Genomic DNA, 21,200 nt, shown 5'->3' on the forward strand with positions numbered 1-21,200 from the left:
CAATTAAACAAAAGACACTTGTTTAATATGTGGATTTTCAACATCCACACTGAGCAACGTAATATCACTTAATACAATATAAACAGCCACTCCTTTATCATCTAACTTAATACACTCTTCACGAGCGTCATTACGCGCGGTATCTAAAGCAATACCTTCGATAATTTGACCTGACTTTAAAGTTAACTTAACGGGATAATGATACATACATACGATTTCAATATAATCATACTGATGGCAACTTATCATCGCATTTCCTTTAACGACATAACAAAAAGTATCGTCTTTAACTGCATAATAATAAACATCGTATCAAAGCTCTTTATCTGAACTACCATAAGGATATTTAATATGGCCATAACGAATGACTAAAATCGCTAATACAATAATGAGTATTGACGCAGATAGCCCTAACATTCTCCACGTATCAAGATTTTTCATATCTAAAATCATATAACGAGCAAGTGCAACGACTGCAATATAAAGCGGCATTCTCACCGGTAATCGCCCTGATTTTAAATACAAACTAACCATTGCAAAAACTTCTAAATAAATAAACAGTAATAATAGATCAGCTAGCGTTACTTCCCAATTTTTAAATACAATCCATACCTCATTAGCCATTGCGACAACGGTTAATAAAGCAATAGTAAATAATGCAATATGCTCAACTAAAGACAACGCCTTATAACTCGCTTTTTTCACCTTCAACATAGTATTTCTCCTATATAAATATACGTCCATATAAACTGCTGATTGATTAGCGATGTACTTATTTTACTTTTAAACACGATTCGAATTATCCAATAACCGATTAACAGGGCTGATTTAACTTTTTCTAATCAATAGTAAATAGTTCAAGACCGAGATCACAATATCAAATTTCAACGTAACATCAATATGTTAATAGTGTTGATTAGATACTTTCTATATAGGCTGACCCCAAAATGCCTTATTAACTAAAAAATAGTTATAGGAGAAATAGTTGAATTAATAGATTGTTAAACTAAACCTGAAATATTAAATGCACCAATTATCCCTTCGATTAACATTTGTACCCCTATGACCGTTAAAATCAATCCCATTAAACGAGTAATAATACTGAGCGCCCCATCTCCTATTACACCTAAAATTTTTGAACTAAAAATAAAACATAAAAAGGTAATTAAGCACAAAAAAGCAAATACTGAGATGGTAATAATTAACCCCGAGGTTCCACCAGAAGCAGAGTAATTCATCGCTGTTGCAATCGTTCCCGGTCCAGCTAAAAGCGGCACCGCTAAAGGTGAAACTGCGATATCAGAATCATCGTTATTTTCAGGAGAGTGTAATTTAGAGCCAGACCCGTTTAGCATGTGATAGCCAATTAAAAAGACTAAAATACCACCAGCGATCCTTAATGCTGGAAGTGTAATGCCAAATAAATGGAAAATCACTTTCCCAAGAATGGAGAACAGTAAAATAATACCAAAGGTAATAAAAAGCGCTCTTGCTGCAATACGTATTTTTTCAGCATGACTTTTATGCCCTACTAACCCAACAAAAGCAGCGGTATTAGCGATAGGATTCATAATAGCGAAAAATCCCATAAAAACAGTTATCAGCTGCGTGTACAAATCATCCATATAAGCCCTTTATTTATAAACAGTTAGTTGGAAATAGTTTATTTGTTATCGAACGCGATGACGAGACAATACAGAGTTAAACCAAAACACAGTATTGAGCCCTGTCGTATAAACATTAGCTTAGCTTCGTCTAATCACTCTATATGATTATTCTATAAAACTATTAAACATCATTCGAATAGTCAATGACGTCATATAGCGATTGTAATTAGCAACTTTGCATAACGACACTTATCAACATTGTGCCTCATTAATAATATCTATTTATATGCTAATTGAGGCTCTATGTAACTACTATATAACTACTTTAGAATAGCTACTTTAGGTTTTCACTCATCATTGCAGCGACACTTAAGAAATCTTTAATCTGTTGAGGTGTTAAATTTTTACACATTAACGCATTAACTTGCTGTTCGGCTTCTAATAATTTGCTAAAAAGAACATCTCCCTGTGTTGTAAAAGACAAAATAAAACGACGTTTATCTTCTTCACTTGCACACTTAACAATTAAATTAAGTGTAATAAGCTCTTTAATTAAACGAGCAATTTGTGCTTTATCTCGCTGAGTTTGATTAACAATATCATTTGCAGTACAACGTTGAGTTGTTGCAACAATATGCAAACATCTTACATGCATGGCATTCAAACCAAGTTCATTTGCATTAATAGCTTTACGTATCGTGACACGATAGCTTTGCATCAGTGTAAATAATGTATTAGCAATAGGTTTAACGGTATTCATCTCGCACCTTAAAGTAGTTGACAATATCAATCAATTCGATATAGTTGATTTTATCAACCAACTCGCGTTAGTGCAAACATTACTGCAATAACACCTAATAACAATATGAATGAAGACTAAGTAGGTAAAAATGAGCAGACAAATTCGACAAGCAACAGTATTAGCATCACAACAGATAACACCACACTTACAACGCATTGTTATTGGGTCAGAAGCATTTAAAGAATTTACTGATGTTTCAAAGCACAACTACATAGGTAATTATGTCAAAGTGTTACTACCGAAAGAAGGACAATCTAGTCTTAATTTAGACCTAAAAACAGCAACTATGCGCTCTTATACCATTAGAGATGTTGATCCTAACACAGGGGCACTTACATTAGATTTTGTGATTAATATGCATCAAGGCCCTGCTACAGAGTGGGCACAAACAACCCAAAAAGGTGATAGTTTAGCTATCGCAGGACCAGGCCCTAAGAAAATGGACGATTTTAGTCAATCACATTACATATTATTAGGCGATTTAACCTCAGTTAATGCGATTAAAGGCTACTTACAACAACTTCCTAATACAGCTAAAATTGATACCTTTATCCATATCCCTTCTGAACAAGATATTATTGATTTAGAAACAACACGATCCGTGAACTGGGTTGTCACTAATACGCCAAATCAAGCAATGGAGAAAGCATTAAGTAACCTCAACATAACAGCATCATTGACGACTATTTTTATGGCATTAGAAGCAGGATTAGTCAGCCAACTTAAAAAAATGTTTGATCAACAGTATGCAATATCTCGCGTTAATATTGTGGCGTCCGGGTATTGGAAGAAAGGCCTTAACTCAGAGCGTTATAAAGAACAACGCCTGCAACAAGCAAATTAAACTTAACACAACTTAAAAAATCATTTCTACTTGAATTGACCTCTATGCCCCCCATCTCTAATTATATGCAGTAGAGATTACTTAGTTAGTTAGTTAGTTAGTTACTTAGTTAGATTATAAAACGAAACAATCGCTATAAGCTCAGTATGTATAAACACTGAGCTTAAAAAAGCCACTGACAGAAAGCTTATTATTTGAATCTAAATTTACTTTGAATCAAAAAATAAAGTAAATAATGGCAATAAAAATGTATTTCAATCCAATATACATTTTACTGAGAGGTACTATTTTGTTATCAAACATTCCTTTTTCATTATTAGATCTTGCGCCTATGACAAAAGGCTCAAACGCATCTGAAACACTCACTAAAACAGTTAAATATGCACAAAAAGCAGATCAACTTGGCTTTAACCGCTTCTGGCTAGCAGAACATCACAATATGCCGGGTATAATATGTTCAGCCACATCGATATTAATAGGCCATATTGCCGGAAAGACCGAGCGTATTCGAGTCGGTTCAGGTGGTATCATGTTACCAAACCATTCTACGTTAGTGGTCGCAGAGCAATTTGGAACACTTGAAAGTTTATATCCTAGCAGAATCGATTTAGGACTTGGGAGAGCGCCAGGTAGTGACTCAATAACAAGCCAAGCTTTAAACAGTGACATGCGACGAGCAGAGAACTTTCCAAATGAAGTCAGCGAACTACAAAAATTATTAGGTCCCTATAACAGTAACAGTCGAATTAGAGCTATTCCAGGTGAAGGTACTAATGTGCCTATTTGGTTATTAGGGTCAAGTTTATTCAGTGCGCAATTAGCGGCGGAAAAAGGCTTACCTTATGTGTTTGCTGGGCATTTTTCGCCGCGCTTTTTACATGATGCAGTGGCTTTATATAAACAAAACTTCAAACCATCGAATACGCTCAGTCAACCTTACTTTATGCTCGCATTGCCCCTCGTTGCTGCAGAAACCGATGCAGAGGCACACTATCTATCAACCACATCAAAACAGCGTGTATTAGCACTCATGCGCGGTAAAGAGTTATGGCTAACACCTCCCGTTAAAACAATGGATGGGTTATGGACAGCGCAAGAGAAACAACAAGTAGATAGCTTTTTAAGTTTGAGCGTCACCGGTGGCCCTGCCAGTATAAAACATAAATTAGAAATGATAGCGCAGCAGCTAGGCGTTGATGAATTTATATTTACCAATGATTTATATGATGCAGAAAAGCGCAATAGAGCACTTGAGATATTAATGGAAGCGAAGCAATTAAGTAGCAATGAATAAACAATGATGCTCATCATATAAGACTCATTGTTCAACTACAGTCACCAAATAGGTTGGCTGTAGCTGAATACAGTTTAAATTAGCGATTGCTTGTTAACGCTATTTTCGCACTCAAACCCACTAAAATAGTACCTGAGATCCCTTCTAATATTCTTGAGTATTGTTGTGCTTTAGGACTACTAAACAAAATACTACCTAAACTCGCATAGAATAAATTACAGCCTGTCGCTAAGGCACTAAATAACAGACCTAAGGTAAGTAGTTCAGTCGTCGCATTGGTCGCAGAAGGGTCAATAAATTGAGGAAGAAATGCTAAAAAGAACATTGCTACCTTAGGATTTAATACGCTAATAATAACGCCCTGTTTAAAAATATTGTTAGGTGGCTCATTAGATGTTTCAGCGGTTAATTTAGAATCGTTACGATAACAACTTAATAATGAACTAACCCCTAAGTACAATAAATAGAGCGCCCCTAAATACTTAATAACCGTAAACAAAAATGCAGAACTCAACACTAATGCAGAAAGGCCTAATACCGCGGCAACAGTATGAATTAAATAGCCAACTCCCAACCCCAGTGAAGCCTCGATACCCGACTTCATTTTACTTTTCATCGTTGTTGTTACGATGTAAATAACATCTGGGCCAGGTATTAAATTGATAGAAAGTGCTGAAATAATAAATAATAGTAACGTGTTCAGTTCCATAACATTCAAACTCCTTGCATACATTAAACAATTTATCATTGCTGATCAGAAATAGATTATTGACTCACTTTTATATTATAAATTGAGTAGGATAAAGCTAACAACAAACAGATAGTGGCAGGAATATATAAGGCTTGGAATTTCAATAAATTAAAGAAATAAGCACCAAACACTCCACCAGAAATAAATCCAAAAATAATCAACGACAGCAATGTTAGCTTCCTTTTGTCAAAAGCTTCACCTCTTAATTTAGAGCCTAACATAATACCGATATCAGTAAATATCCCCGTTACATGTGTTGTCCTTACAACAGCCCCACTGTAAGTTGTCGCCAGTGCATTTTGTAGTCCGCAAGCAGCGGAAGCTAAATAATGGCCATTAACAGAGTCTTTCGATAGAAAATAAATAGCCCCAAACAGAAATACTGCTTCGAGAGAAAGAAGCCCACTGTAGTTACGCCCTAATTTTAGCGACCCACCATTTAAAAAATATCCTGAAATAACAGAACCGGCTAAGAAGCTGAGTAGAATAAAAACTAAGTGGAAGGTATCTGAAAGGTTTGTATTGATAAGCCCTGTACCCAGTAAAGTTGCGGTACCAGAGAGATGTGAAACAGATTGATGTTGAAAACCTAATAAGCCCACAGAATTAACGAGGCCAGCAACAAAAGCAAGCACAAACGACCCATATTCAACCCAACGAGGTAGTTTTGAAATCACGTGAGTCCCTTTGGCTGATTGTGCTTAATAAACGAAAAATAACAAGGTAAACAAAACTCCCTTTATTATTTTTCGTTGTAGCTAACTATACTAACTATAAATGTAGTCAACTAACTGCAGTTGTTAATTATGCAGTTTTAGTCGCTCTTAACATCCAAGCTGTTTTTTCATGTATACGCATACGGTCAGACACTAAAGAGGCAGTTGACTCATCGTCAGCTTCTTGCGCAACTTTCAATACTTGACGCGATGTTTTAATAACTTGTTCGTGACCTTTAGTCAGTAAATCAACCATTTCAGCTGAACTTGGCACGCCGTCAACTTCTTTAATCGAACTTAATTTTGCAAATTCTTTGTAAGTGCCTGGAGCTGGAACATCAAGCGTTCTAATACGTTCAGCAATATCATCAACCGCTGTAGCAAGTTCAGTGTAATGCTCTTCAAACATTAAATGTAATTCACGAAATTGCATACCTGTAACATTCCAGTGGAAATTATGCGTTTGTAAATACAACGTGTAAGAGTCAGCTAATAGTCGTTTTAAACCATCTGATATTTCCGCTCTATTTTCTTTGCTTATACCAATATCTATATCAGCCATTTCATTTCCTCATTTTTATAATTGTGAACACTAATTATTAGGCAATAAAAAATACCACATTAATTGTGTAAAAATACAGTTGCCTAAAGACAAATTAACAATATTAGAGTACTTGATTCACACTTATTCATCAACCACTGTGACACCAAAATAATGTCTATTTTTCAGGCTGTTTACATACAAATCAAAACGATCACTTAGAAAAGACTTAACAATATTATTTCTGATGACAATACACAAATTACTTGAATTCAAGCATCAATAGTTCAGGCTATTTATCATTTATTAACCGGTAAGATTTTTATTCTGCTATTCGTTTTATATTCTATATAGCAATGTTAAGTTAACTGTTAGAATCGCACTTCTTTCAGTAGATTCCAATAAAAAGGCCATAATAATGGATGCTTTAATTTCCAAGCAGATTGACGATAGCGCGCTAAGATCTCACCCTTGGACAACCATGGTATCAAATGCTAGTAATGCTTATATCGATTTCAAAAAGCAGCCTAAATTAATACGCAGTTCGTTAGAGGATCTCATTCCTTTTAAAAAATGGGATTTTGTAGAACAGTTTTATTCATTAGTTGAGTGGATAAACAGCCCTACCTCAACCCTTGAAAGTAATGATTGTGTCTTTAATGCTGCAGATAAAAATACAGATCAACAATATCCATACGCTAAAAAATGCAGTGCACGATTAATGATTTTATTTCGAGATATACCAGAAAACTGCCAAGAAAAGAGTATTCATTGGCTTATCAATAAAATATTGACGTCGGTATCAACCATTAAGCCTAATTTTAAGGCGGGTGCAATTGCTTTATCACATTCTCCAACCTGCTATTTAGCATTGGGAGATGAGCCAGATACTGGTGGAATGGGTTTTCAAGTAACACTAACATTTTTAGCTTATGGCAAAAATGAAAGCAAATGTTATGAAAATATGAACATAGTATTAAAGGTAGCACAAAGCTGTTTGCATAGCGTCAATAAAGATATTCAATATGGTGAATTAGACGCCCTATATAAAGAGTGATTATTGATAATGAAGCAGTCTAAAAGTCATAAATTAAGTATTTATTAAACGCTTATTAATAAGAAAATTATAAATTTAAAATATGGCAGATTCAATAACTGATAAGTATTAAAATTAAGTATTCAAATAATTATAAAGTACTGTAACGGTCGTTCATGACCGTGATGATATCGTCACAAGATAACGCTTTAGAAAAGTAATATCCTTGCGCATAATCACAACCGAGCTCAATTAACGCATCTAACTGTTCTTTTGTTTCAACACCTTCAGCCAATACAGTTAAGTTTAAAATCTTACCTAACTCTATAATATGTCCAATAAAGTTTCTATCAAGTTTAGTGTGGCAGACCTTGTCAACTAAACTACGATCTAGTTTTAATTTATCTAATGATAAATGAAAAGTACGCACTAAACTCAATGAAGAATAACCTGTCCCAAAGTCATCTATGGCAATATGTATCCCTAAGTCTTTAACCTGTGACATATTATCAGCAAGCATTGTAATATTATTAATTGAGCTCGTTTCAGTGACTTCCAACTCAATAAAGTGAGTAGGGCAAGCGGTCTTTTTTAAAATATATTTAATGCGGTCAATGAACGTTGTCATTTCCATTGTTTTAAATGAGATGTTGATGGCAACACGTGGCACATGAATATTTTGATGCTGCCATGCAATGACTTGAGTACATACTTTTTCAAACACCCATAAATCGAACTCGAAATGTAGTCCAATGTCTTCAGTAATCCCAACAAAAATATTAGGGGGAACGCAACCTAAAGTATCATCATTCCAACGAGACAAAGCTTCAAGGCCAATTAATTCCCTCGTCTTCATATCAAATTGAGGTTGATAATGAACTTCAATTTGGTTCTTCATTATAGCTTCAGGTAAAGCCTCAATAATTAGCTTTCGTGTAAGCAATTCCGCAGCAGGTTCAGACGAGGCGATAAAAAACTTATTAATACTGTATTTTTTAGATTTTTCTTTTTCGGTTTCAGCTGCGATTTCCATCGCATGGTAACAATTATAATGGTATCCAGGAGAAGTCACACCAATACTAAAAGACTTGGTTATTTGCAGTTCATCAGAGATAGCGATTGGTTTAGCAAGCTCCAAGCATAAGTTTTGACAAATCAATTCAATGCGATTGTATAATATATTATGAGGGAGACTTTCATAATCTTCTATTAGAATCGCATATTTTGCATTTGAAAAACGGATGACGAAACCAAAGCCTTTAACCATACCCTGTAAGCGCTTCCCTAATAATACTAAGTACTGATCACCTATATCATAATCATAGCGGTAATTAATCGTTGAAAAGTTATCCGCTTCCAAAATGATTAATATCATATTTTTTAAAGTGAGCTTTTCATTACTCAATAGATAATTAATACGAGAAGATAATGCCCAACCATTGGGTAATTTAGAGATAGGATCGAGTGATTTGTTTTCTAACACAGAAAAATATAGCTTAAACGTTTCATTTTCTTCATGCACGCAATGTAATTTAACACTCACCGCATAATGTAAATTGTTAAACATTTTAGCTGAAGTAAAAACACCGTCAGGGGTATTCATTGCCATGTTAAATAAATCATCTAAATTTAAAAAAGAAGACTCATCACATAACACTAACTTATCCGCTAATGGGACATGCTTAATTTGAGATTCAGAAAAACCTAACATTTCTGTAAAACTAGCATTACAACCTTTAACGGTAAGAATGTTACCATTATATATTGTCAATGAAGCGAGTAATGCTTTTGTTTTATCTGTCATACAACCTCTAATAACCTATAAAATTTTTATACATTATTAGTATAACATAAAATCAATTTTACCCTCATTAAGGAATACCAAAAATGAGTAAATCAAGATGGTAATGGTTCTAGCAGGTTTTAATCAAATTAGGTAAAGAGACCATTAAGGTTATTTTCGGCTCACTTCATAGCCCTTCCTTTCAAATAATCATTTAATGATCATATTTTCAAACTATCTAAAGTTATTAAAAAAGCACTTCATAATCGTCAAATATGTTCGTATTCTATTTTGTAATTTGGATAGCATAATCAAGAATATTTAAACATTCAGGTGTTCGATGAGACAACGCTAACGATGTAAAACTAGGTTGATTAAAGTTAGCTACAATTTGCTTTTTAATAGTCTTAGGTAAAATGGTTCACTTGTCCTGATAGCACAGTAGAACTAATTGAACCAAGTGACGTTAAATAAAACCAGAATTGAGGTTAAATATAAATCTATATTCAAATTATTCCACTTTACATAATCAATTCACCGCTAGTCGCTCATCAGACAATCTAATTTTTCATAGATTAAATATGCAGCCACTTTATCGGCCTACTTAGGAACCACCATTCCTTTATTGATATCAATAAATTGAAAACTCACGAGTTACCTACTATCGACCTTTATCCATTTCATCATGACATATTTCTATCATGTAATTTGTTCACTATGTTACGTTCCAAATCACTTATATTTTATGCACTCCTCTGGTGCAAAAAACACCAAACAAGTGCTTTAGTTTATTTTTTACCCATTTATTTTCAACTACTTACTTCTACACCCCTTCTCAATTAAGCATTTACCCTTTTGTAATATATTTGGCACATTTTGTGTGTATTAATAAGTTCGAATTAATTTATCTATAAGGAAATACTATGAAATTCAAAACAACCACGTTACTTATCGCTTCTCTGTGGAGCTCTGTAAGCTTAGCTGACAATTGTGTATATGACTGCCCTACAGGTGCCTCTGGACAAGAGATAGAACGTTCAATCTATACATTAAGTAATAATGCAACCACCAAGTTTGCAGATTGGGTCGCTTATAATGTAACCAGCGAAACAATTAATGGACCAACAAGGTCTCGTTACTGGAAAGCAGACCCTGATTTGGACTCAAATGACACATTAGAACCTGATGATTACACCGATGCCAATGCCATACTCGCAACAGATAGAGGTCATCAAGTTCCTTTAGCGTCATTCAGCAATAACGATGACTGGGCGATGTTAAACTACTTATCTAATATCACGCCTCAATCATCAACCCTCAATCAAGGTCCTTGGGTTGATTTGGAAAGTGCCGTTAGAACGATGGTGTCAGATGGGCAAGATGTTTATGTCGTCAGCGGACCATTATATGAATCGACCTTTGGAACATTACCTGCCGCGGATGAAAACCATACTATTCCTAGTGGATACTTTAAAGTGGTCATCAGCGATGTTGATGGTTGGGTTGAAGCATCAGCCTTTATTATGGAACAAAGCGCAGCGCGTGCTGATGAGTTTTGTACAACCGAGGTAACAATTGATGAAGTAGAAGAGCGATCTGGTTTAGATATTATGCCTTCTTTAGCTTCTTATAAAGAAAGCTCAGTTGAAGGTCAAATAGGCGGTCTAACAACAAGTTTAGGTTGTAGTTGATATAAATAACGTTAATCATTGATTAACGTTATTTATGGTGTCAAATCAGACTAGCTTTCCATTGTGGCGCTAGTCTGAATATTAAAACTAAAGAAAGCATAATCGACTTTTATCTGTCATTCAAATATGTTCTGAATAACGTTTGACTAGCCTTGAGTTCGGTAAAGGCTCTCAGCAGATTGCATTTTAGCGTTACCTGATGTAATCAACTTCTGGCCTTTCTCAATATTCGCTTCACCTTCAACAATATTGGCTTTGCCGCGTTTAATGAGTTTATTACCTTCAATCAAATTATCTTCACCGTCTTCCCAATCGTTAGCAATAACTTTTAGTTTAGCCACTCGCTTCAATGCAAGATCCGCAGATTCAACGCCAACAACTGTTTGAGAAAGGGTTTGATAATCTAACTTATTTTTTTGTATTTTAACATTACCAGAGGCAACTAATTTTTCACCTTTACTTAAATAAGAGCGACCTTTATCTGCTAGTTTTTGACCGCTTGATAATGTTGCCTCACCCTTAGTTAAATCCTTCTGCCCTGCTTCCCATTGTTCAGCTATTTGAACACGAGACTCACCTTCCATAAGCATACGCTCACCAAAGGTAGGTGGAGCAGTCGTGCAACCAACAACAGTGCTTAATATGCTCGTTAATAAAATAATACGTATTGGTGACTTCATAAAATAATCCATATGTGCATTTAATAATTTTTTTGGATTCTACTTCTAATACTTAATATTTTACTAGTCTTTTATTCATGATTTGGGTGTTTTATGATCAAAACAAAAATATCTTATTGAATTACTTATGATTAGTTTAATTAAAAAATATTGATAAAACCATTAAATAAGCAGCAAAAATGGTTGGCTAAAATTAATATAGCCAACCATTTAATAGGAGATTGTCATCAATCAGGTTTAAATTAATTAAATAATGAGGGTAAAAATAGTGTTATCCAAGGAATATACGTAATCAATAAAACAATAATCACATTAGCTAGAATAAACGGCAATATTGCTCGGCTAATTTTTTCCATCGACTCACCTGATATAATTGATGACGCAAACAAACAGCAACCTACGGGGGGTGTTGCCAGACCTGTAATTAAATTAACACACATGAAAATACCCGCATGTAATGGGTCAATACCTAACATGTCAAACACCGGTAGTAATACAGGTGTCACTATCATCAAGGCAGGAATCGAATCCATAAACATGCCCAGAAAAAATAATAAAACGTTGATAAGTAATAAAATTAACCAAGTTGATTCAATATTTTCTACTAAGTACTCTGCAAAGATCATCGGCAACTGTTCATTAGATAATGCCCAGCCAAAAATACCTGCTGCTGCAATGATGATTGACACACTACCTGTCTCAACGGTTGATTCTCTAATGGCTCCCATTAACCTTTTCCAAGTTAAAGATCGATAGACAAAAATTGCTATAAAAATAGCATAAAACACTGCAATTACAGCAGCTTCTGTCGGGCTCACAATCCCCATTAAAATACCACCAAGAATAATAACAGGCAGTAACATTGCGTAAAAAGCTCCCCCTACAATATCGAAACCTTGCTTACGTGTTATTTTTTCTTCTCTTCTTGGTAAATCATTTTTACGACCATACAACCAAACAACGATAATTTGAGCAAGTCCCACCATAACACCTGGAATAGCACCCGCTAAAAACATATCTTTAATAGAAACTTGAGCAATTGATCCATACAGAATAAACATTAAACTAGGGGGAATAATTGGTCCCATCGTTGAGGATGCGGCAGTCACTGCGGCACTAAAACTTTTTTTATAACCCGCTTTAGTCATCGCCGGGATCATTACAGAACCAACCGCCGTCGTATCTGAAATAGCAGTACCAGTAATACCGCCAAAAAACATACTGACTACAATATTCACATAAGCAAGATTGCCCTTAACACGCCCTACTATTAAATCAGCTAAACGGATAATACGATCACTAATACCCGATTCAGCCATGACTTTGCCAGCTAAAATAAAGAATGGAATGGCTAAGAGTACAAATGAATCAAAAGAACGAAATAATCGAACCACCATAATACTGAGAGGAATATCAGCTCCAATGAAGTAAACAAGTGTTGACGCAAGCAATGCAAAAGGAATAGGTATTCTAATTGCCATCAGCAAAATAAAACAAAGGATCATTAAAAAAATAAAAGTCATGAAGCACTCCGTTTGCTAAAAATTGAAATCATTTTTGTTAATAAATAAAGAAAAATCAAAAAAGCAAATATTGGAACAGATAAATAGATACTACCAATAGGAAGCCAAGGGATAATAGGTGGATGCACAGGCCACATCGTTACCGCATGTTGACTACCAACCACGATAAAAATAATGCAAAGTGCCATCATAATAATGCAGTGAAAAAAATCGAAAATCTTTTTCGTCTTAGGCCCGACTCTGTCGTATAGAATATCAATTCGAGCATGGCTCTGTTGTGTATAAGCAATAGCACTACCTACTAATGCAATAATGATGTAAATGTATCTTGATATAGTATTAGACCAAGCAATCGGTGAGTCGAAGCTATATCGTAAGAAAATGTTAACTCCGAGTAATAAAATCAAAGCACACATTAATACCAGCAATGTCACGCCACATATGCTACTTATTTTGTTCATTACACCTTCGACTTTATTCTCTAGCACAGCTTTTTCTGTATCAGGCATACCACTCACCTCATTATTCTTTGTTTGCTGTTAATTGATAGATCAACCTCTTTAGTCAAAAAGGTTGATCTTATTGAAGTGATTAATGATTATTTAAATGCCTTAGGGAGACGGGCATTAGGATCAAGGTATTGAATTTCTTCATACCACGTTTTCCATTGAGGTTCTTTAGCAAACCATTTTGTATACACTGACTGCGATGCTTCTTTAAATTCATCAGTATTTGGATAAGTAATCGTTTGATCTTTATCTTCTTTTACTTTTTCGATAAATTTAGCTTCACGTGCATACTGCCAAGCGTCCGTTAACTCTATTGCTTCATCAGCAATATCAGTCACAATCACTTTTTGTTCTGCAGTTAATTTGTCCCAAACTTTTGGAGACATAAATAATATTTTTTGCGTCCACATTTGATTCAATATTGCATAACTATCAACAACTTCACTCATTTTGAAAATATCGTTGCAATACACACCTAAATCATCAGCTTCTACCATGCCTGTTTGTAATGAAGTATAAAGTTCACCCCAGTCTGTCGGTGTCACCGTAAAGCCAAATGCTTCATAGATATCAATAAACAAAGGATTTTGCATCGCTCGTAACTTCACACCCTTAGCATCAGCTAAACTATTAATAGGTTTTTTACTGGCGATCGCAAAACCATTACAATCAGAATAGACGCCCAATGCTTTCATACCTGTTGCTTTACTGGCACCAGCAAGGATCTCTTTAACCACACTAGAACTTCTTGCTACTTTATAATGCTCCAAACTTTTAAATAAATAAGGAAGTTGAAGAAATTGAATGTCCTCGTAATAACCAGCAATATGACCCGCACTCGTCGCCGCTAGGGAAACCGTTCCAGCTTTAGCAAATTCCAACGCCTCTTCTTCTGACCCAGTTAAGGTACCTGGGTAAATTGAAACCTTTAGGTCACCATTAGTTCTTTCTTCTAATAATGTTTTAAAGGTTTCAGCCAATAGCTGATCAGCATCATAAACGTTATTTTGATGAGCAAATTTAAGCCTCATTGAATCAGCTTGCACGACAGGTGCTAACAGCAACATCACACAAGTGGTCGCAAGTGTGACTTGTTTAATGACTTTCTTTCTCAATATCATTATTTATATCCTTATTTAATGTATGTAGATGTGTGTTGAATATTGATTAAAATATTTTTAGCATTACTTTGTTAAATTGGGTTATACGCTTTTTTGAGCTTTCAACAGATCTTCTAATCGATTACCTGCTGCTTGATTTTCAAGAATTTCCATTACTTTTTCTGCAACAACACTGCCTCCTTCTATAGGTGGTAAACCTCCTTGGTAAATGTTAGTAATTAAAGTGTATTCATAACGAATTTTTTCATGTTCACTGTAAATTGCAGCGGCTTTTCTCGCCTTCTCATCCTTCAGCTTTAGCACCAAATAAGCAGACATACTTTTTGAAGAAAGAGCATCTCCCCCTGGTCGCTCTCCTGCCAATAAAATAGCAACATTACAGTCCAATACATCGGAGATACATTCAGCTAATTTAACGCGACCAAAGTGTGTAACGATAGGCTCGCCTAATGAGTAATGACGACTTTTTAATCCATCCATTAATACTGGGATCATATCCGGAACGTTATGATGAACGGCTTCAGCTGATAAACCATCGGTGATTATAATTTGTACATCATTACCTTCAGCAGAAAGACTATCTAGATCAGTTTTAGACAGTTTTGAGCCAACTTCAGGATTTTTTAAATGCTCAGCATGATCCACAGCCGTAGAGACAAACTCTCTAAAGGTGAAACCAGTAAACAACCCTGGTTTAAGATGTGAATGGACCGCCTCACGCCCTACCGATTGATTAATACGGATCACTTCTTGTACTTTATGCGCAGGACGTGGACCTGCATTTTCAAATCCAGGGGCATTTGGCGTTGCCTCATGCAGACGTTGAAACTCTAAATCACTCTTGATAAATAACCTTGGGTTTCCCCAATTTGGACCGCGTTCAACGTTACCATCGGTATGTTGAATATAAATACCTTTTTGAACTGCCCATTGTAAAAACTCAGGCGCAGGATTACGGTGATATATTTCCCTTAAGGTTTGATCGTCGTGCCCTGAATTCACAAAGTGAGCAAGCATACGATCGGTACCTAAATAGATATCCATAAAGAAGTTCGCCCCCGCCGCTGTAGCCAATTGCACAGCCATTTGCTGACCTTCTAAATGGGAGTTAGAATGTAAGGTATAACTTGGGCTGATGCCCATCGGTAAGCCTAAGAGTTTCCCCATGAAGTGGTCTTGAAGCGTCGATACCATTAATTCAAAGTCATTAAGATGTGTTTCTGGACCAATGAAACCTGTTGCATTATTCACCATAAAAGGATCATAACGTCGGCATAGTCCGTAACATAATGCTTCGCAAGTCGCCATATCCATACCGTTATGTTTACGGTAAGTCATTTCACTGCCTTGACCTGTTTCAAAGTACATAAATTGGTCCGCTATATCTTTTAGCGGCCCTTCATTTTTCATGGTTTCCACGGCTTGATCTAAAAACTCTACCGTTACGTCGAACTCTCCGGTTAATGTTTCATCTGTACCTGCAAAGCTTTGGAATAAGATTTCAACCGGTGCCCCCTGCTTTAAGGCGGTAAGTTGGCTTTTAATATGTCCAAGCACACAAATTTGAGTGGGAGCGCCTGTTTCGCGACGCAACTTATCTATATGCCAAAGCATCGCGGCTATATTATCTACTGACCCATCAGATGGGTTAACACCAATTAAACAATCGCCCATTCCCATGGCTAAATCGTTATAAACCATCATAGAAATAGCATCTAAATTATCTTTAGGATGATTAGGTTGAAGACGAAATGACAGTGTTTTAGGCGTACCAATCAAAGTTCTTGCTTTAGTTGGCCGAAATATTTTACCGGGTAAATAAACTAATTCATGTACATCCATTAACTTGGTTAAAGCGGATGCCATGACAGGTGTTAATGCTAAACCAATCGCAGCCACTCGCGTTCCATTACTGGCAAGCAAATGATCTTTAAGATCGCCCATAGTCATATGGGCAATACTTTGAAACAGTTCAAGATCTATCTCATAACCAGCACGCATGACAGAGTCAACACTGCCATCATCTGCAGTTAACGGATTATCATAAAGGTACTGCAATGTTAAAGAAGCTAGAATTGCTCTTGCCGCTTCTCTATCCATTGCATTTTTGGGTGCAAGGTCAGTTGTCCTATCCCCCGCTTTACTAATATCAGCGGCTCCTAATAGTTTTTTAAGCCCTTCAAAGTAAAAAATTTCATTCAATATTTTGAAAGAATAAACTTCATCAGGCCCTGGAACGGGAACATGAATATCTTTAAGTGGGATAATCTTTTTCATTAAATAAACCTTAAATTCTAATAAATACCATAAAAAGAAACGGGTACAACGCCGCGATACGGACTTCCAATATTTACAAACTGTGCATTACGATCTGGTATTTCATCTATGATCATTAATTTAGCGGATGATTTCCCCCAGTCCGTTGCATAGTTACCTAATGCTTTCCCAAAATTTCCGGGTACCAATATCACTAACGGTAAATCAATAGTGAGTGTCGCTAATGCTTGATTTATTCGATCACCAAGCGTTTTAATTTGTTGCAAAGAAGCAGGTAAAGCTCCCCCTTCTGAATCAGTTACTGGTAGCATTTGAATACAAGCTTTACCACTACGCTGTGCAACAACAGAAATAGAATTAAGAAGATCAGATAAGTCACAAGACATACTGAGTCGAGCAACAATAGGGACATCATTTAAAGGCAGTGCCGAGGTGTCTGGCAAAAATAAAGTTGCACCTGAAATTTCAGTATTGTGAAGCGTCAACCCGTACACAGTTGCTCTACCCATATTTTCTGGGCGAATTGTTGTTATTTGTTTAGAAAAGAAAGGATCGGAGATAATTCTTTTAGCTAGGTCGATACCTAAATCACCATAAAAGGTGGTACTAGGTATCGGTTCGTTTTCAGTGATTTTATAAATAAGTTCGCCTACACCACCGGAAAAAGTAATCAAAGGTGAATCAACGTTTGGAGGCAGTATAAAAGAAGTTTGGCAAAGACGCTGGCCAATATCGCTTTCAAAAAATGCTAGGCTTCCCCGAGCGATGGCTTTTAGTGCTTCAATGTAAAGGTCGAGGATTTTATTGAGAATATCGACACCAAGAGTATCGCCAATCTCATTAGTTACACCGATATGACTTAACATTGAATAACCATATTCAGAGATATTAATTAAACGGTAAGTCCCAGGTTCAAACTGAAAATGCCTAGCGCCAATATAAAAACATCCCGTTGTTTTGACTTGTCCATTTTGACCTGCTGCGGGATTAGTTGTACCGCCACCAATATCGAGATTAACGAGTGTTTCGTTCTTAAAGTGCCGAGATAATAATGCTGCACACCCCATGAAAGCTAACCATGATTCAAGATTTGGATCATCAACCGTCGCAATAACAGCTTGTCCGATACGCTCTTTAATTAAAGCGGCAATATGCACTGAGTTTTGTTGTAAAGCAGCTAAACCAGTAATGATCACCCCGCCAGAAAAAATGTTATCGCCTTTTTCTAACCAAGTATCTAATAGTTCAGCGATAGCAGATGCGTCAATTTCAGCACCTCTAAAAGGCGTAAATTCAACATTAGATCGATAGACAATTTCTGGTGCAGAGAATGCCATTCGCCCAGTAACAGAGTTCATTCCAACGCCTGCCACTGCGATCATCGCACTGCTAGTGGTTGAACCGAAATCCATCCCTATCATTTTTACTTGTTCTTTTATGTTTTGACTATTTTTCATATGTCTATACATCACCTTGAACAATTTGAGTGCAACTGCAATCAAAAGATATGTCCAAAGCAACAGCATTAATTATACCAAGTGTATTATTAATGCTAAATTTTTGATCTCTATTCAACTTAAAGAGAATGTATTAAATCACTGATAACAAGGAATCTATTCAAAAAACAACAAATTTCAAAAATGTCTAATATCATTTATTTTTTCACGCAATAAAAAGCCAAACCACCTATAAACACTCGCTTTCTATTAATTTAAATGAATGATTAACCGTCATCATAAAGTTAATAATGGTTAGTAAATATCAATTTTTTTTAATTAATTAGCGATGAAAAATTCAAATTAAATCAATTTTAGATGTAATCATATTAATGGTGTTTTTTGACTAAAATTGAAATTATTATAGATTTAAATTGATCATTTATTGGATGGTATCGAAAGAAGGCTCCATGTCAGCGCACTATCAATGTTCGCTTTCGCACTATTTCGGAGCGCATCGCTACATTAATAATGCAACTTGGTTTATTGCATAACCTCCGTTCAGGATAATGGAAGTGTAATACTATTAAATATCAACATGTTAAAAGTTCATATTATGAGAGTATCGTAATGTTTGTGTAGTTCAAGGCAAATCATCGAAGCTATAACGAGTTATTCTAAGGTGATTTAACACAGAAATACGCGAAAACAAGTCCCTATAAATAAAGGTTCTGTATCGATTTATTTAACCAGAATTGAGGTAATATATGTCATTACAAAAAACTAGCAAATAACATTATATTCAAAAGAGTTAAAATTAACCAAATAGATAACAACAAAAAATTCATCAATTTGGAGTTCCTATGTTTTCCCATTACCCTCTTCGATGAGGTTAAATAAATTTGTAGAAAAACGGTAATAGGTAATTGAATGCTGAGTACCATTTGAGAAATAATCAAACCTTTAAAGGGTTCTGAAATCAAAAAAATAATCAATGTTGAAATAATTAATATACCCGCAACACCCACTTTAGTGTGAGTCGCTTTGATATTGTAAGGTTCTTTAAATAAACCTGCATAAACAGAGCCACCCGCCATACCAGCAGTAATAGTTGAAGAAATTCCCGCAAATAATAATGCAATACCAAATACAATAGCGGCTTTTGAACCCAACATAGGAGAAAGAAGGTGCTGTGCTTGTTCTAGTTCTGTCACCACTATATCGTTATCAAAAAAGGTAGCTGCAGCCAATATAATCATTGCACTATTAATAGCCCAGCCAATAATCATTGATACAAAAGTATCGGTAAACTCATACCTTAATTGTTTTTTAATAACGGCTTCATTGTCATTACTCCATTGCCGACTTTGAATGATTTCTGAATGTAAAAATAGGTTATGAGGCATAACAACAGCGCCTAATACCGCCATAACGATAATCATTGAACCATCAGGAATACTAACGGTTACCCAACTTCTAGCAGCCTCCGGCCAGTCAATATTAACAATGCTCATTTCATACAAAAATGAAAATCCAATAATTGACACAAAACCAATAATCAGTTTTTCAAGCTTGGTATAAGTATTGGTAAACAGTAAGAAAATGACGATAACAAGAATAATGATAGAACCAATCACTATCGGTATATCAAACAGTAATTGTAGTGCAATTGCACCACCCAATATCTCAGCCAAAGCAGTCGATATAACCGCTATGATACTGGTAAAAAGTACAAACTGAGCCACATGCACATTAAGATTTTTCATTGCGGATTCAGCTAAACAATCCCCAGTAACAATGCCTAGGTGAGCAACATTATGCTGCAATAAAATCAACATTAGCGTAGACAGCGTTACCATCCATAGAAGTGTATATCCAAACATTGAGCCCGCCGCAATATTGGAAGCCCAATTCCCCGGATCTATAAAACCAACAGTGACCAGTAAACCCGGTCCCATATATTTAAGGATTTCACTCAACCCATGTTTATTTTTATGCGAGGAATTTAATGTAAACAATGATCTTATTTTCATAGAGACTCTGAATGATGATGCATCAATGAACATATGAGAGTCATAAAGACTACACTCTTAAAAACAGAGTAGAAAGGAAATAAACCGCTGGATAAGAAACTAATTTACGATGACGTTGGAAACGTACTTATTTTACAATATACCTTTTTTTTCTGTAAGACTTTTAACTTACTCCGTAACGTTTGACCTTTTTTATCAGTGTACACAACACGCATATTTTTTTTAGCCGTCGCAATTTTAGCATCAATTTTCAAACACAAACTTTTAGATACTTTGGTATTCTGCTTAGCCATGCTATTACTAGATATAATGAGCACACTGACCAATAAAATCATTTTATTAAGCATAATATTCCCTGCTTTAATCGAATAAATTTAACACTAGAGGAGCTATTAAACGTAAATCACAATGTAAGAATACGCAAATTTTAGCTAAGAATAATCAAAAAATTAAAGCCCTCTCTTTTGCAATACAATATTTTCCTTATTCAAAAAAAAGCCCCGCTAAAAAGCGAGGCTTAAAATACTAGCGAGTAATTTTCTAGTAATACACTCTA

The 21,200-nt window shown here is 35.5% G+C and carries 20 protein-coding genes; 4 read left to right on the top strand and 16 right to left on the bottom strand.

Annotated elements, in window-relative coordinates; genetic code table 11:
* Window positions 1-3: 3 nt before the first annotated feature.
* The 4 genes from Q0794_RS10675 to Q0794_RS10690 all read right to left on the bottom strand — a co-directional run bounded on the left by Q0794_RS10675 (window position 4) and on the right by Q0794_RS10690 (window position 2,367).
* A complete protein-coding gene (locus Q0794_RS10675) occupies window positions 4-249 on the bottom strand; it encodes a Rho-binding antiterminator (protein ID WP_298941735.1) in 246 nt (81 codons plus the stop codon).
* A gap of 63 nt (window positions 250-312) precedes the next feature.
* Window positions 313-714, bottom strand: coding sequence for a phosphate-starvation-inducible PsiE family protein (locus Q0794_RS10680; RefSeq protein ID WP_298941737.1), 402 nt, complete (start codon window positions 712-714; stop codon window positions 313-315).
* A 287-nt stretch (window positions 715-1,001) separates the two neighbouring features.
* Window positions 1,002-1,625 carry a MarC family protein gene (locus tag Q0794_RS10685; RefSeq protein ID WP_298941739.1) on the bottom strand — a complete coding sequence of 208 codons (624 nt, stop codon included), beginning with the start codon at window positions 1,623-1,625 and terminating at the stop codon, window positions 1,002-1,004.
* Between the two features lie 316 nt (window positions 1,626-1,941).
* Window positions 1,942-2,367 carry a MarR family transcriptional regulator gene (locus Q0794_RS10690; RefSeq protein WP_298941741.1) on the bottom strand — a complete coding sequence of 142 codons (426 nt, stop codon included), beginning with the start codon at window positions 2,365-2,367 and terminating at the stop codon, window positions 1,942-1,944.
* 130 nt (window positions 2,368-2,497) lie between these two features.
* On the opposite strand from Q0794_RS10690, the gene Q0794_RS10695 reads away from it, so the two are divergent.
* Entirely contained in the window at window positions 2,498-3,253 is a 756-nt protein-coding gene (locus Q0794_RS10695) for a siderophore-interacting protein (RefSeq protein ID WP_298941743.1), read from the top strand.
* A gap of 289 nt (window positions 3,254-3,542) precedes the next feature.
* Window positions 3,543-4,547, top strand: coding sequence for an LLM class flavin-dependent oxidoreductase (locus tag Q0794_RS10700; protein WP_298941745.1), 1,005 nt, complete (start codon window positions 3,543-3,545; stop codon window positions 4,545-4,547).
* 79 nt (window positions 4,548-4,626) lie between these two features.
* On the opposite strand, the gene Q0794_RS10705 is transcribed toward Q0794_RS10700, so the two are convergent.
* The 3 genes from Q0794_RS10705 to Q0794_RS10715 all read right to left on the bottom strand — a co-directional run bounded on the left by Q0794_RS10705 (window position 4,627) and on the right by Q0794_RS10715 (window position 6,576).
* Window positions 4,627-5,256 carry a LysE family translocator gene (locus tag Q0794_RS10705; protein WP_298941746.1) on the bottom strand — a complete coding sequence of 210 codons (630 nt, stop codon included), beginning with the start codon at window positions 5,254-5,256 and terminating at the stop codon, window positions 4,627-4,629.
* 56 nt (window positions 5,257-5,312) lie between these two features.
* Complete coding sequence (locus tag Q0794_RS10710; RefSeq protein WP_298941747.1) at window positions 5,313-5,975, bottom strand: YoaK family protein; 663 nt, start codon at window positions 5,973-5,975, stop codon at window positions 5,313-5,315.
* 127 nt (window positions 5,976-6,102) lie between these two features.
* Complete coding sequence (locus tag Q0794_RS10715; protein ID WP_298941749.1) at window positions 6,103-6,576, bottom strand: Dps family protein; 474 nt, start codon at window positions 6,574-6,576, stop codon at window positions 6,103-6,105.
* Between the two features lie 397 nt (window positions 6,577-6,973).
* On the opposite strand from Q0794_RS10715, the gene Q0794_RS10720 reads away from it, so the two are divergent.
* Window positions 6,974-7,612, top strand: a complete 639-nt coding sequence (locus Q0794_RS10720) for a hypothetical protein (RefSeq protein ID WP_298941750.1) — start codon at window positions 6,974-6,976, stop codon at window positions 7,610-7,612.
* Between the two features lie 130 nt (window positions 7,613-7,742).
* On the opposite strand, the gene Q0794_RS10725 is transcribed toward Q0794_RS10720, so the two are convergent.
* Window positions 7,743-9,395 (bottom strand): GGDEF domain-containing phosphodiesterase, encoded by a 1,653-nt coding sequence (locus tag Q0794_RS10725; protein ID WP_298941752.1) that lies wholly within the window; start codon window positions 9,393-9,395, stop codon window positions 7,743-7,745.
* Window positions 9,396-10,297: 902 nt separating this feature from the next.
* Here Q0794_RS10725 and Q0794_RS10730 point away from each other — a divergent pair.
* A complete protein-coding gene (locus Q0794_RS10730; RefSeq protein WP_298941753.1) occupies window positions 10,298-11,065 on the top strand; it encodes a DNA/RNA non-specific endonuclease in 768 nt (255 codons plus the stop codon).
* A gap of 146 nt (window positions 11,066-11,211) precedes the next feature.
* Here the strand turns inward: Q0794_RS10730 and Q0794_RS10735 are convergent, their stop codons facing one another.
* From Q0794_RS10735 to Q0794_RS10770, 8 genes are all read right to left on the bottom strand, one after another.
* Window positions 11,212-11,745: a hypothetical protein gene (locus tag Q0794_RS10735; protein ID WP_298941755.1), complete on the bottom strand. Its 534-nt coding sequence runs from the start codon at window positions 11,743-11,745 to the stop codon at window positions 11,212-11,214.
* A gap of 242 nt (window positions 11,746-11,987) precedes the next feature.
* Window positions 11,988-13,268: a TRAP transporter large permease gene (locus tag Q0794_RS10740; RefSeq protein ID WP_298941757.1), complete on the bottom strand. Its 1,281-nt coding sequence runs from the start codon at window positions 13,266-13,268 to the stop codon at window positions 11,988-11,990.
* Window positions 13,265-13,777, bottom strand: coding sequence for a TRAP transporter small permease (locus tag Q0794_RS10745; RefSeq protein WP_298941759.1), 513 nt, complete (start codon window positions 13,775-13,777; stop codon window positions 13,265-13,267). The genes Q0794_RS10740 and Q0794_RS10745 overlap by 4 nt, the downstream gene beginning before the upstream one ends.
* An 89-nt stretch (window positions 13,778-13,866) precedes the next feature.
* Window positions 13,867-14,898, bottom strand: coding sequence for a TRAP transporter substrate-binding protein (locus Q0794_RS10750; protein ID WP_025565394.1), 1,032 nt, complete (start codon window positions 14,896-14,898; stop codon window positions 13,867-13,869).
* A gap of 81 nt (window positions 14,899-14,979) precedes the next feature.
* Entirely contained in the window at window positions 14,980-17,175 is a 2,196-nt protein-coding gene (eutB, locus tag Q0794_RS10755) for an ethanolamine ammonia-lyase subunit EutB (protein WP_298941763.1), read from the bottom strand.
* 17 nt (window positions 17,176-17,192) lie between these two features.
* The gene (locus tag Q0794_RS10760) at window positions 17,193-18,632 is read right to left on the bottom strand and encodes an ethanolamine ammonia-lyase reactivating factor EutA (RefSeq protein WP_298941764.1); all 1,440 of its coding nucleotides are present in this window, start codon (window positions 18,630-18,632) and stop codon (window positions 17,193-17,195) included.
* 752 nt (window positions 18,633-19,384) lie between these two features.
* On the bottom strand, window positions 19,385-20,644 hold the full coding sequence (locus tag Q0794_RS10765; RefSeq protein ID WP_298941765.1) for an Nramp family divalent metal transporter: 1,260 nt from the start codon (window positions 20,642-20,644) through the stop codon (window positions 19,385-19,387).
* A 104-nt stretch (window positions 20,645-20,748) separates the two neighbouring features.
* The gene (locus Q0794_RS10770) at window positions 20,749-20,991 is read right to left on the bottom strand and encodes a hypothetical protein (RefSeq protein WP_298941767.1); all 243 of its coding nucleotides are present in this window, start codon (window positions 20,989-20,991) and stop codon (window positions 20,749-20,751) included.
* Window positions 20,992-21,200: the final 209 nt, after the last annotated feature.

The organism is uncultured Psychromonas sp. (assembly GCF_947489755.1).
Taxonomy (GTDB): Bacteria; Pseudomonadota; Gammaproteobacteria; order Enterobacterales; family Psychromonadaceae; genus Psychromonas.

Excerpts from the sequence above, each read along its gene's own strand:
- Q0794_RS10680 (WP_298941737.1), bottom strand. The coding sequence starts at position 714 with ATGTTGAAGGTGAAAAAAGCGAGTTATAAGGCGTTGTCTTTAGTTGAG.
- Q0794_RS10675 (WP_298941735.1), bottom strand. The coding sequence starts at position 249 with ATGATAAGTTGCCATCAGTATGATTATATTGAAATCGTATGTATGTAT.
- Q0794_RS10760 (WP_298941764.1), bottom strand. The coding sequence starts at position 18,632 with ATGAAAAATAGTCAAAACATAAAAGAACAAGTAAAAATGATAGGGATG.
- Q0794_RS10715 (WP_298941749.1), bottom strand. The coding sequence starts at position 6,576 with ATGGCTGATATAGATATTGGTATAAGCAAAGAAAATAGAGCGGAAATA.
- Q0794_RS10705 (WP_298941746.1), bottom strand. The coding sequence starts at position 5,256 with ATGGAACTGAACACGTTACTATTATTTATTATTTCAGCACTTTCTATC.
- Q0794_RS10720 (WP_298941750.1), top strand. The coding sequence starts at position 6,974 with ATGGATGCTTTAATTTCCAAGCAGATTGACGATAGCGCGCTAAGATCT.
- Q0794_RS10745 (WP_298941759.1), bottom strand. The coding sequence starts at position 13,777 with ATGCCTGATACAGAAAAAGCTGTGCTAGAGAATAAAGTCGAAGGTGTA.
- Q0794_RS10695 (WP_298941743.1), top strand. The coding sequence starts at position 2,498 with ATGAGCAGACAAATTCGACAAGCAACAGTATTAGCATCACAACAGATA.
- Q0794_RS10735 (WP_298941755.1), bottom strand. The coding sequence starts at position 11,745 with ATGAAGTCACCAATACGTATTATTTTATTAACGAGCATATTAAGCACT.
- Q0794_RS10685 (WP_298941739.1), bottom strand. The coding sequence starts at position 1,625 with ATGGATGATTTGTACACGCAGCTGATAACTGTTTTTATGGGATTTTTC.
- Q0794_RS10730 (WP_298941753.1), top strand. The coding sequence starts at position 10,298 with ATGAAATTCAAAACAACCACGTTACTTATCGCTTCTCTGTGGAGCTCT.
- Q0794_RS10765 (WP_298941765.1), bottom strand. The coding sequence starts at position 20,644 with ATGAAAATAAGATCATTGTTTACATTAAATTCCTCGCATAAAAATAAA.
- eutB (WP_298941763.1), bottom strand. The coding sequence starts at position 17,175 with ATGAAAAAGATTATCCCACTTAAAGATATTCATGTTCCCGTTCCAGGG.
- Q0794_RS10740 (WP_298941757.1), bottom strand. The coding sequence starts at position 13,268 with ATGACTTTTATTTTTTTAATGATCCTTTGTTTTATTTTGCTGATGGCA.
- Q0794_RS10725 (WP_298941752.1), bottom strand. The coding sequence starts at position 9,395 with ATGACAGATAAAACAAAAGCATTACTCGCTTCATTGACAATATATAAT.
- Q0794_RS10750 (WP_025565394.1), bottom strand. The coding sequence starts at position 14,898 with ATGATATTGAGAAAGAAAGTCATTAAACAAGTCACACTTGCGACCACT.
- Q0794_RS10770 (WP_298941767.1), bottom strand. The coding sequence starts at position 20,991 with ATGCTTAATAAAATGATTTTATTGGTCAGTGTGCTCATTATATCTAGT.
- Q0794_RS10690 (WP_298941741.1), bottom strand. The coding sequence starts at position 2,367 with ATGAATACCGTTAAACCTATTGCTAATACATTATTTACACTGATGCAA.